The organism is Neobacillus sp. 114 (assembly GCF_030127045.1).
Taxonomy (GTDB): domain Bacteria; phylum Bacillota; class Bacilli; order Bacillales; family Cytobacillaceae; genus Neobacillus; species Neobacillus rhizophilus.
Genome location: NZ_CP126144.1, coordinates 6,090,245 through 6,101,869, shown reverse-complemented (window position 1 = coordinate 6,101,869; position 11,625 = coordinate 6,090,245). Strand labels below are relative to the sequence as shown.

Genomic DNA, 11,625 nt, shown 5'->3' with positions numbered 1-11,625 from the left:
GAATAATCAAATTATTCCAGGAGGATAAGTATGAAAAAGAAGAAACGACTTGGGTACATAATTTCCAGCGGGGTATTGGCCTCGACAATTGTTTTGGGGGCAACGTCGGTTTTTGCCGAACCAACGACTACACCAAACGGACCTTGGGTGCAGGACCAGCAAAATCTTTCCTTTGAAGGCTTGATGTCGAATGAGCAATTGGAAGCCAAATTGAAGCAATTGGTGCAAGCATCCAAAGGAAAAGTACAGCTTTCGCAATTTGGAACATCAAACGACGGCTACCCGCTATATGTGGCAAAGCTGGGAGACAATAATCCAAACAAGAAACGCGTATTGGTCTATACGCAAATCCATGGAAATGAGCCGCTTGGTACGGAAGCGGCAGTCGAATTAATCCAAAAACTTTCTGCCGGCGGAAAAGAAGCTGGGCAAATTTTGGACAAGCTGAACATTTGGTTCGTCCCTCGTATCAATCCGGACGGGACCGCCAATCAATATGAAGGAAAGCCTTACCCTACAAGATACTCCCATCAAACATTTGATCCAGTAAAACTAGGTCTGCCGGAAGGTACAAAAGCTCCTTGGTATTACAATGCAATTGGAAGTGAACGGGCTGTCAATAATAATGGATCCGTTGTTTATGGCATTCCGGGGTTTGACCTGAACCGGGATTTCAACCCCAATTATGACTTTGACGTAAACGAAGAGATAAAGAAAGATCCGCAGAAAGTGGCGGCTATCTTGAATAGCTCAAGTACAAACAACGGCTCACAGGCAGCACTGGTCTTCTCGCCGGAAACACGCGCCTTGACTAAACTGGTAAAGGAATTTGATCCGGATGTCGCCATCGACATTCATCACCGTGGATTCAACCGATTATCGGAAGAAGACAGCCGTTCTGTTTCTATTCAGCTGTTAGGCCTATTTACGACGAAGCCATACACCGATCCTTTTAGTGGAAGAACGTATACGGTCGATCCAGCGGTGGAAACACTCAGCAAAAAAGTGAACGCCGTTGCTTATGAATCCTTGCAACGCGGAAACTCATCTTTTGGCGCCATTCAAAAATACCCTCAGGTGAACTATCCTGGCTCAGGTTTGGGGGCGATTCAGTTAAATGGCACGGCTACGATGCTAATTGAAATCAAAGGTCAGACGCAGACATTGGGCCAAAAGCAAAACGGAATGCTGAAGGAAACAGCGAAAGTGCCAGTCATGGCTGTCCTCAACAGCTTGGCCGATGGTTCCATTGAGAATGTAGACCCTGCCGTGTATGATGCGATTCCTGATTATGCATTTGGAGTAAACCCAGGCGGGAAGTGATCATAGGGATGTGACCGAGGGGACGGTTCTTGAGCCGATCAGAACCGTCCTTGTGAAAAGATATCTGCATAACTTGCATTGGAGAATTAGCTGTTATTATTCATTGTTGATTTTCATCTAGGTATAAGAATTCATAGGCGAAGAAATTTCGGCTAATGTAAAAAAGGAAGCTTAAAAAGCAGATATAAGCGAATAAATTCCGATTAATTGCTCTAAATAAGACAAAATCTAAAGATTTGGATCATATAAACGAAAAAACTTCCTTTATTTTTAGGGAAATAGGGATATTTCCCAATATAAACGGAATTTTACGTTTATTTTTCAAACACAGCGAAATCAACGTTCAGTTATTTTATAAAATTAAATCTACAAAAATAAAAGGTTCAAATCGCATATGATTTGAACCTTTTATTTTTGTGCTCTAAAACCGAACTCGTTAACCTGGTTCCTATTGCTTCATTAAGCCACTTCTGTCGAGACACACAATAGAAGCAAAGCGTGAACTAGCAAACGGGAGTGAGTTTTTGGTAAGATTGCCTAAGAGGTGCCTGTCGCCAGAATAAATATGAGGCAGGAGAACCGTCCCCATGCTTCATAAGGAAGTGAACAGAATGAAACCAGCTATACAATTTAAAGATGTCAATTACTCTATTGATGGTCAGCCAATTTTGAGGAATATTTCAGGGGCTTTTTATGATGGGGAGATTACGACTTTGGTGGGCCCTTCGGGGGCTGGGAAGACGACGCTGCTTAAGTTGTGCAATTGGCTGTTGTCGCCAAACGATGGACATATTATGGTTCATGACCAAGACATACATGATTATGACCCCGTGGAGTTGCGGAGGAAGGTCGGGATGGCACTTCAAAGTGCACCGATGATTGATGGAAGTGTACATAAAAATTTGGCACTGCCCCTGGAACTGCAAGGGAAACGGCTTCCAGATATACAAGCCATAGATTTATTAAATGATGTGGGTTTGTCAGAGGATTTTCTACAAAGGAACAGTAGGGAATTATCAGGTGGGCAGCGTCAGAAAGTATCGATTGCCCGCACGTTGGTGAATCATCCGCAAATATTATTACTGGATGAAATTACTTCGTCTCTCGATCAAGTTTCGCAGAAGGAGATTGAGGACTTGATTGTCAAAATCAACCGGAAGTATGGCGTGACGATTGTTTGGATCACACACGACTTAAAACAGGCTTTACATGTCGGGACCTATACATGGGTGATGATGGCAGGGGAAATCGTTGAAACGGGAAAAAGTGAATTATTAGAATCGCCAAGCAATGAGCGAGTAAGGCAGTTTGTGAAGGGGGAATTGGGATGAGCGCCATGGCCTTAATCTTTTCTCTCATTTTCGTTCTTATTCCGATCGTATTATCGAAGACCTTGAACCTTGGGCTGGAAAAAGATGCGACGATCGCCGTCATCCGCTCCATCATCCAATTGCTTGTTGTTGGGTATATTCTTAAATTTGTGTTCGATTCCGAAAGTATTCTTTATATTTTCTTGATGGTTGCCGTTATGATTATTGCAGCGACTTTGAATGCCCGTAAAAAAGGAGCAGCAATTAAAGGAATTACGTGGAAAATTGCTGTTACGTTAATTTTTATCGAAGTGTTAACGCAAAGCATCTTACTGGGGTTTAATATTACACCCCATACCGCCCAATATATCATTCCAATCAGCGGAATGATGATTGGCAATGGAATGGTGCTGGCCATCCTGTTTCTTAATCGGTTTATTGCGGAGACCGAGTCCCATCAGGACCAGACAGAACTGATCCTATCTCTTGGAGGAACACCTAAACAGGCCGTCCACACCCAGTTGATGACCTCCATCAAAGCAAGTATGATTCCGACCATTGAGAGTCAAAAAACGATTGGACTAGTTCAGCTCCCTGGGATGATGAGCGGCCAAATCATTGCAGGTGCGAGCCCTGTCCAGGCCGTTCAATTTCAGCTGCTCGTCCTGTTCCTGCTTTTAACAACAGCTTCCATCACAAGTATCATGCTTGGGTTTTTGTCTTATCCGACGATGTTTAATAAGCGCATGCAGGTAGTGAGAAGTAAATAAAAAACAGCAAGGGGCTATGGGGGCCAGATCCTCACTAGAAACAGTGACAAGTAGTGTATAGAATTTTTAGAGACAATAATGAGACACAAAGAAGTAAAGCTTAAAAGGATAAATTCTTGTCTTATGGACTTATTGATAAATGAAATCAATTATTAACAAACTGCGCATTTATGAAGTAAAAATAGCCTAATTTCTCACTTGTAACACCGAGAAATTAGACTGTTTTGGGTTTTCTTGACGTTGTAGATTGTGAATTTCCCTTTACATTATCCCTGGTAAAAAACTATTGTTTATTTAAGCCACCCCAAGAACTTCACGGATGCTTGTCTTATATACATCAGCTTTAGGATCGTAAATAACTTGAACATCGTCACTCACTCACTCCGTCGGAAGAAAAAGGATGGAATTTGTCGTAGTTTGTGGGTTCGGTGTTTGTTTTTTGAAAATTTTTTGTTTTTTTATCAAATTATGAAGAATTAGCAAAGTTTTTGTAGTAATATTAAAGAGAATCTATAATCCAATCTCATATTATTTTAACTTTTAACTTTTAACTTTTCTATTTCCGAAGCTTATTTAATATTTCCTCATCATTCTTTTAACTTTCCGAGTTTACCGTTTATGTTATTTCCTATTATTTTTATAAGTCGACTAAATACTAAGCTCCTATCTACATGAATATAGGGGCTATTTGACGCTTCCCTTAATATAAAAATTAAAATAAAATAATATAATTTTTTATATTTTTTTATTATTTTACTAAAGAAAAAATTAACAGTTAGCTGACTGATCTAATACTTTAAATTATGTATAGAATCCGAAAGGGTTTCTTTTAGTTTCTATATAATTTTGAAACCTTATTGCCTTTTATTAAGAATTTAACAATTAGTGGTGGAATTACAGGTGATATGATTTTAAGATGGAATTTCAGTTAAGCAGTTAACTAACATAAGAGCTCCGTTTTGGCGTATAGGTGTAGGAGTTTCTAAGAACGAGGTTTAGCCTCGCCATATTAAGGAATACATCTTCTCGTCATAACCAAATCAACTATTTTCATAATAGAGCAAATAGGTAAACTATAGGGGGAAATTATTTTAACATAAAAATAGAACAAAAATTTAAAATAATTATTAAATTTGGTATGTTGACAATATTCTTTTATCAAAATATACTTTAAGCAAGTTAAAAGTGTGATGGAGATAAGGAGATAGATCGCGTGAATTGTGTCCTGGTTATTTGGGACTAGTTCAAGAGGTCTATTTTCTTTTTTTTTCCGTCTCAAAAGTCGAAGAAGGAGGAATGTTGTAGCAGTTAATTGAATATGGCCATTTTTTTGAATTAATCTAAACAACCGTAGTGAAAAACAAAAAGGTCTGTAAGAATGTGACGAAACCTCTAATAGTATATTTGAGTAATTGTCGCAGCTTCAGCCTTGGGGGAGAAACAATAAAAGAAAGACAAGGGTCTCCGTAGGGATTTAAATGCCGGAAAATTACAATAATTGAAGGGGGAAAAGTTAATGTTGAAAAAAACTATTGGAACAATACTATCTACATTTTTACTGGCATCTACTCTTGCAGGGTGTGCTAGTAGCAGTTCATCCGCAAAAGATGAAAGTTCATCTTCATCCTCTAAGGGGTCTGAACCTTTTAAGATATCCATGATTACTCCTCTTACAGGTAACAATACCTTCGGTGGAAACGAGTTTAAAAACGGAGCGGAGTTAGCCATTGAACATTTGGGCGGTGAAATCAACGGCCGCAAAATCGAAATGGAGTTTGCGGACGGTCCGGACCAAAATGCCACGCTGTCAGAATTTGAACGTCTCTATAATAAGGGTTCCAGGGTGTTTGTGAGTGGTTATGGCTCAGGAGCAGATCGTACTTTTGCTACGATGGTTGATGAAATGGAGGTATTATATCTATCTCTAGCCTGGGATAAGGACCTTATTCAAGGTAAAAGTGACTATTTCTACCGAGTTGGTGCAAACGTAGTTGATTTCTCTTCAGGCGCTATGGACCAGGCTGTATCTGTCGGAGAGAAATACCTTGGCAAAGATGCCAAGGATCTTAAAGTAGCGGTTGTGTACACTTCAAATTTTGAACACATTGTTGAGCCATTTAAGGAAAGAGCAAAGAAATTAGGTGTTAAACTTGCATTGGTTGAAGCCTATCCGAATGATACAAAGGATTTTGTACCAATTATTACAAAACTCAAGAATACCGATTATGATATTTTAGTACCATTTCAAGGTGTTACAGATGGAACGCCATTCCAGAAAAAGATGCATGAGCTGAAGTACACCCCACCTCTTACTATTGGGGCAGGAATTTACTATGATACTCCGGTATTCTCAAATTTGGGTAATGACATTACAGATGGTATCCTTAGTCAATCGTATGTAACCCCTTTCATTAACGAAGAAGCTGCGAAGGGATCTAAGAAGTTTAGAGAGGATTATAAGAAAAAATATGGTCACGATCCTCTTACACACGCTCTCCAGGCATATGGCATTGTTAATGTGCTAGCCAAGGCGCTCGAGAGTGTCGATCCTGCTAAATGGGATGATACGAAAGAACTTGCAACGGCAGTCAAAAAGCTAGATATCGATTATGGAGAACTTCCATGGTATTGGGGAGTATCCTTTGACAAAAACAATTCCAATACAAAGGCTGATAAATTTATCTTGGGCCAATGGAACAATGGAAGTCTTGAGACTGTCTTCCCAGATAATCTGAAAACCAAAGATCCGATTATCCCGTGGGAAAAAAAGTAAAGAAATAAAAATGAAATCTTAAATAGCGGTTGACAATTAAGTGGCAGAAGGGCCATCGAGCCCTTCTATTCTATTAATAATCAGTTGAATGCTTATGTAATGACAATAAGGTGAATACTGCCAACATTGCCGGGGCTGTTTGTCGACGTTTGAGTACTTAATTGTTTTATTGGAGGAAGATCAATGGGAATAGATACTTTTATTAACATCATATTAAACGGGATATTAATTGGTGGTGTGTATGGTCTCGTTGCCAGTGCCTTTACATTCCAAGCCGGTGCCTTGCAAATAGTAAACTTTTCATACGGTTCCAGCACCATGCTGGCCATGTATCTAACGTTTTTCCTGATTAAGGAATGGAATATACCAATCGTATTTGCAGTTGTGATACTATTTGCCCTTTTCTTTACCATTGGTTGGATAATGAGAAGAACGATCCTAAACAATACCAACCACGGTACACAGATTTTGACCACCATGGCAGTGGAATTGGTTATTATCAACTTGGTTATTATTTTCTTTACTGGGTTTCCACGTGATATGGCTATTTTTGAAAAAAGGATCAATATTACAGATACTATCAGTGTAGGCTTGACCCAATTGATATGTTTTTTCCTTGCAGCAGCAGTTCTCGTGAGTTTCCATTTATTCTTAAATAAAACTTGGGCGGGAATGTCAATCCGAGCTGTGGTACAGAAAAAGGAAATTGCCAATATCATGGGGATTAACAGCGAGCGAATTATGGACTTAGCATTCTCCATTAGCTATTTGATTATTGCGATTGCCGGCATCATGCTAATGACCATGTTTCAGGTTGAACCGCATTTTGGTAACTATATGATGACCATTTCCTTTTTAGTATGTGTGACAGCAGGAATTGGAAATATGGGAGGTTCTTTTCTTTCCGGTATTATTATAGGAATATTGTCAGCACTTATTACTACGCTGCTTGGTGCTCAGTTCCATGATCCAGTGCTTTTCGGTTTATTTGTCTTAATATTGCTTGTTAGACCTAATGGATTATTTAACTCTAGCAAAAGGATTGCAAGACAGATTTAATGGGCTGGCAAGTTAGCAAACTATTTTATTTTTGGCCGCGCCAAGTGCACGGCATAGTAGAGGAGGAAAAACTGTGAGATCTGATAATCTACTTAGGCGGGAGCGTCTGCTTCATCCTCTTACAGCGGTAAGTCTAGCACTTGTTATACTTGCTGCATTCGTACCAATCTTTGGTGACAGGTTAATGATGAACATTGCCATTATGGCCATGATCTATATCATACTTGGACATTCCTGGAACCTGCTGACAGGATTAGCGGGAATGTTTTCCATTACTCATGCACTGTTTTTTGGTCTCGGTGTTTACGGAATGTCTATCAGTGTTGCCAAGTTTCATTTACCAATTATTGCAGGTTTACTAGTAGGGCTCCTTATTAATATCGTCATGTCGGCAATTGTTGGTATGATCGGCTCCAAATTGTCAGGACTCTACTTTGTAATGGCGCAGGTCGGATTGTCCCAGACAATCTATACACTTTCAATCCAGTTATTCCCATTAACTGGCGGGGTAACGGGCTTATCCATGCCGCGTGAATATCTGATGGATAAATCTACCTTGTATTGGATTGCCTTGATCCTAGCTATTTTAACTACGTTAGCCTTTGCTTTTATAAGAAGAAGCCGTATGGGTACCATGTTTGTTGCTCTAAAGGAAAATCCTGATTTATCGCTTTCCCTAGGTTCAAATGTTGGGAAATGGAGAATTATGGCCACCGTTATGAGTGCATCTATGGCCTCTTTAGCCGGTTCGTTTTACGCCTTGTTTATGATGTCCAACAATCCCGAGGTATTCAGTATGGTCATTTCTTTAAAAATAATCATAGTGGTGATTGTTGGAGGAATAGGAAGTGTTTGGGGCCCTATCGTTGGTTCTTCACTTGTCGTGATGGATGAACTGATAAGAGGGATTATGCCAACCACTATGGCGCCGTTTTCAGTTATTATCTACGCTCTTGTATTGATTATTATGGCTATTCGTCATCCGGAAGGACTTATCAGCATCGGTCGATCGATAGGTCTTAAATTGGAGGGGAAAAGTATGAAAAAGGTGTCAATTAGTAAATAACTTCGGTTTAAGGGGGAGTTAAACGTGTTTTTCGAAATGAGCAATGTAACAAAAAGCTTTGGCGGCCTTGTTGCCAATAAAGACATTTCTGTTGAAATAGCAGAGGGGGAAATCGTTGGACTTATTGGTCCAAATGGTGCTGGGAAATCGACCATGTTTAAAACAGTCACCGGCTTCCACATACCTGATAGCGGAAGTATTTCCTTCGGTGGCAAAGATATAACTAAATATGAACCTAATAAAATATGCCAAGTTGGCATTTCTTGTACTTTTCAGAAGTCACAGCTATTCTCGGCACTAACTTTGGAGGAATCTGTGCTGGTCGGTGCTTATTGCAGGCATAAACGTAAAAGCCAGGCACTGCCCTTGGCCCACCGTATGATTGAATTTGTCGGTCTTGGGGGTAAAGAAGAGGTAAAAATTTCAAAACTTAATATGTTTGAGCGGAAAAAGGCGGAACTTGCTGCAGCATTGGCTACAGAGCCTAAGTTATTGCTGCTTGATGAGCTTTTTGCCGGCCTTGTTCCTACAGAAGTAGAACTTATGCTAGAACTCGTAAAAAAAATCAACGAAGAATTTGGCACTGCTCTATTCATTGTTGAACATGTGCTTAGAGTTATTATGGGAATATGCACAAAGGTATATGTACTTGAGTACGGTCAACTTATCGCCGTCGGCACACCGGAGGAGGTTACTTCCTCAGAAGTTGTTATTAAAGCCTATTTAGGGGATGATGATTTTTATGCTGCTACAGATATCAAGTCTTAATGTCACTTTAAGCGGGCTCAAAATTCTGCAGGATGTCAGCCTGCATATCAACGAAGGTGAACTAGTTGTAGTGGTTGGAGCCAATGGCGCAGGGAAATCCACGTTGCTGCGTACGATCACGGGGCTAAATCCAGCCGAATCAGGTTCCATACAATATATGGGCAAGGAGATTGCCAATCAGTCACCTACCACCCTTCCGGCAACTGGTTTATGTATGGTTCCCGAGGGCAGACAGCTGTTTCCTGAAATGACAGCTAAAGAGAACCTTTTAATAGGTGCCTATCATTATAGAAAAGATTCTAAGAGAGTAGCAAACAACCTGAAAAAGGTATATGAAATGTTTCCAGTGCTAGAAAAAAACGCAGACCGCATCGCCAGCACCTTTTCAGGTGGGGAACAGCAGATGATTAGTATCGGCAGGGGACTGATGAGTGAACCGAAAATCCTAATGATTGATGAATTATCACTTGGCCTTGCCCCTATGGTTACTGAAGCCTTGTTTAAAACGATTAAGGAACTAAATCGCTCTGGAATTAGCATCATGCTAATTGAGCAGAATGCACGACAGGCACTTAAAATTGCTGACAGAGCTTATGTAATGGAGAGTGGAAGAATCGTTATGGAAGGTTCCGGCGAGGAGCTTCTAAACGACGACCACGTACGTGTCGCTTATCTTGGACTCTAAAAATTCAGCGAAGTAAGGAGGCTCCTATATGCAGTATGAAATAACAACAAAACAACCCCTTCTTGATAAGAAGGGACATCTTACTGAAAAGGGCTGGGCTCGTGAACTGTTACTAGAATATAACAGGCAAAATATCACTGCTCCTGCTGATAGTATTAAAGAATGGGATTACTATTATACTGGAAATGAATCCTATGGTGTGGCTTTTTCTATGGCTAATTTAGGTGCAATTAGGGCTTTGTCTGTCCATTTTCTTGACTTTGAAAATAACAAACAGTATATGAATATAGCAACCTGCCCTTTATTAGAAAACGATTCACATAAAATGCCTCTAGACAGTCAAGGCGATGCTTCATTTGAAAGTGAAAATGCACGCTGCCATTATATCCGAACTCCGGAAAGTCATCAGATTGAAGCTAAATTTGAAGATTTTACAAATGGCTTGACGTTAGAAGCTAATCTTACTCTGACTATTCCAAAGACAGAGTCCATGGTCATAGTCGTTCCATTTGATGAGGATCCGACCATGTTCTATTACAACCAAAAGATAAATTGTCTACATCCGGAAGGATCCGTGAAAATTGGTGATAAAGAATATCATTTTTCATCAGAGAATGCCTTTTCTGTACTAGATTGGGGCAGAGGTGTATGGCCGAAAGCCAATACTTGGTATTGGGGGAGCGGCAGCGGCCGAGTAAACGGAGTCGATTTTGGCTTTAATATTGGTTATGGTTTTGGAAATACTTCCGCTGCGTCAGAGAATCTTCTTATATTTGATGGAAAGGTTCATAAACTTGATCAAATAGAATTTCACATTCCAGAGAGTTCATTTTTGGAACCTTGGACGTTTACTTCTTCTGATGGAAGATTTGAAATGAACTTTATACCGGTTCTTGATCGCCACTCTTGTGGTTCACGCGGTAAATTCCAGTCAGACCAACATCAGGTATTCGGAAAATTTAGCGGCAGAGCTATTCTGGATGACGGCACTGTAATAGAACTATCGGATTTCATGGGCTTTGCGGAGAAAGTTGTCAATTCCTATTTGTAATTCAAAAAATTTATATGGATGGAGAGACGAACCGCTATGATTAATCTCAACCAACGGATTTTGCCTGCTGTCCGTAAGATGAAGGATTTGGAAAAACTTATTAAGATGTCCTATGAATATATAGTAGTCTTGGATATCCATATAAGCCAAGTTAAATCAATTGTAGAGCTCACGAAAGCCCATGGGAAGAAACCATTGCTTCATGTAGACTTAATTGAAGGATTGAAAAATGATGAGTATGCTGCTGAGTATTTATGTCAAGTCGTTAAACCGGCAGGATTAATATCAACAAGGGCCGGTGTTATCACAAAGACAAAACAGAATGGATTACTTGCCATTCAACGAATGTTTTTGCTTGATACCAATGCACTTGAGAAAAGCTACGCACTTCTTAAAAGAACGCAGCCTGATTTCATTGAGGTCCTGCCTGGTATCATGCCGCATATCATTACAGAGGTGAATGAACGTACGGGGATTCCGATATTCGCTGGGGGTTTGATTCGCTCAATAAATGATGTGGAACTGGCATTAAATGCGGGAGCATCTGCGGTAACGACTTCAAAGGCAGAGTTGTGGAAGCATTTTGAGCAAATCCCGGATGAGGTAATACAGCCATGACAGAGCGCTATATACTAGCCATTGATCAGGGCACGACCAGTTCGCAGGCATGCAGAATTGTTTCGATAGAGGACGGGTCTATTGATTGACGCTTATTTTTCCGGATCGAAAATAAAATGGCTGCTTGACGAAGTAGAAAAATGATAGTACTTTTGTAAACCCAGTCATCAATAAATAATAGAAAAGTTCATATCTGGTAGGA

Annotated in this window: 10 protein-coding genes; all 10 read left to right on the top strand. The window is 40.1% G+C overall.

Translation table 11 applies throughout. The features are described 5' to 3' along the window. Nucleotides 1–30: 30 nt before the first annotated feature. Nucleotides 31–1,323, top strand: coding sequence for a M14 family zinc carboxypeptidase (locus QNN06_RS29790; RefSeq protein ID WP_284036615.1), 1,293 nt, complete (start codon nucleotides 31–33; stop codon nucleotides 1,321–1,323). A gap of 611 nt (nucleotides 1,324–1,934) precedes the next feature. Next, complete coding sequence (locus QNN06_RS29785) at nucleotides 1,935–2,654, top strand: ABC transporter ATP-binding protein (RefSeq protein WP_284036614.1); 720 nt, start codon at nucleotides 1,935–1,937, stop codon at nucleotides 2,652–2,654. After that, nucleotides 2,651–3,403 carry an ABC transporter permease gene (locus QNN06_RS29780; RefSeq protein WP_284036613.1) on the top strand — a complete coding sequence of 251 codons (753 nt, stop codon included), beginning with the start codon at nucleotides 2,651–2,653 and terminating at the stop codon, nucleotides 3,401–3,403. Before QNN06_RS29785 ends, QNN06_RS29780 begins: the two co-directional genes overlap by 4 nt. Before the next feature lie 1,516 nt (nucleotides 3,404–4,919). Continuing rightward, nucleotides 4,920–6,176 (top strand): ABC transporter substrate-binding protein, encoded by a 1,257-nt coding sequence (locus QNN06_RS29775; RefSeq protein WP_284036612.1) that lies wholly within the window; start codon nucleotides 4,920–4,922, stop codon nucleotides 6,174–6,176. 183 nt (nucleotides 6,177–6,359) lie between these two features. Then, a complete protein-coding gene (locus QNN06_RS29770) occupies nucleotides 6,360–7,235 on the top strand; it encodes a branched-chain amino acid ABC transporter permease (RefSeq protein WP_213117254.1) in 876 nt (291 codons plus the stop codon). Between the two features lie 73 nt (nucleotides 7,236–7,308). Continuing rightward, nucleotides 7,309–8,301 carry a branched-chain amino acid ABC transporter permease gene (locus QNN06_RS29765; protein WP_217032706.1) on the top strand — a complete coding sequence of 331 codons (993 nt, stop codon included), beginning with the start codon at nucleotides 7,309–7,311 and terminating at the stop codon, nucleotides 8,299–8,301. 24 nt (nucleotides 8,302–8,325) lie between these two features. Beyond that, nucleotides 8,326–9,069: an ABC transporter ATP-binding protein gene (locus QNN06_RS29760; protein ID WP_213117256.1), complete on the top strand. Its 744-nt coding sequence runs from the start codon at nucleotides 8,326–8,328 to the stop codon at nucleotides 9,067–9,069. Next, nucleotides 9,044–9,754 (top strand): ABC transporter ATP-binding protein, encoded by a 711-nt coding sequence (locus QNN06_RS29755; protein ID WP_213117257.1) that lies wholly within the window; start codon nucleotides 9,044–9,046, stop codon nucleotides 9,752–9,754. The genes QNN06_RS29760 and QNN06_RS29755 overlap by 26 nt, the downstream gene beginning before the upstream one ends. 28 nt (nucleotides 9,755–9,782) lie before the next feature. Then, on the top strand, nucleotides 9,783–10,805 hold the full coding sequence (locus QNN06_RS29750; protein ID WP_284036611.1) for a DUF2804 domain-containing protein: 1,023 nt from the start codon (nucleotides 9,783–9,785) through the stop codon (nucleotides 10,803–10,805). 36 nt (nucleotides 10,806–10,841) lie between these two features. After that, a complete protein-coding gene (locus QNN06_RS29745; RefSeq protein ID WP_217032710.1) occupies nucleotides 10,842–11,423 on the top strand; it encodes a glycerol-3-phosphate responsive antiterminator in 582 nt (193 codons plus the stop codon). Nucleotides 11,424–11,625: the final 202 nt, after the last annotated feature.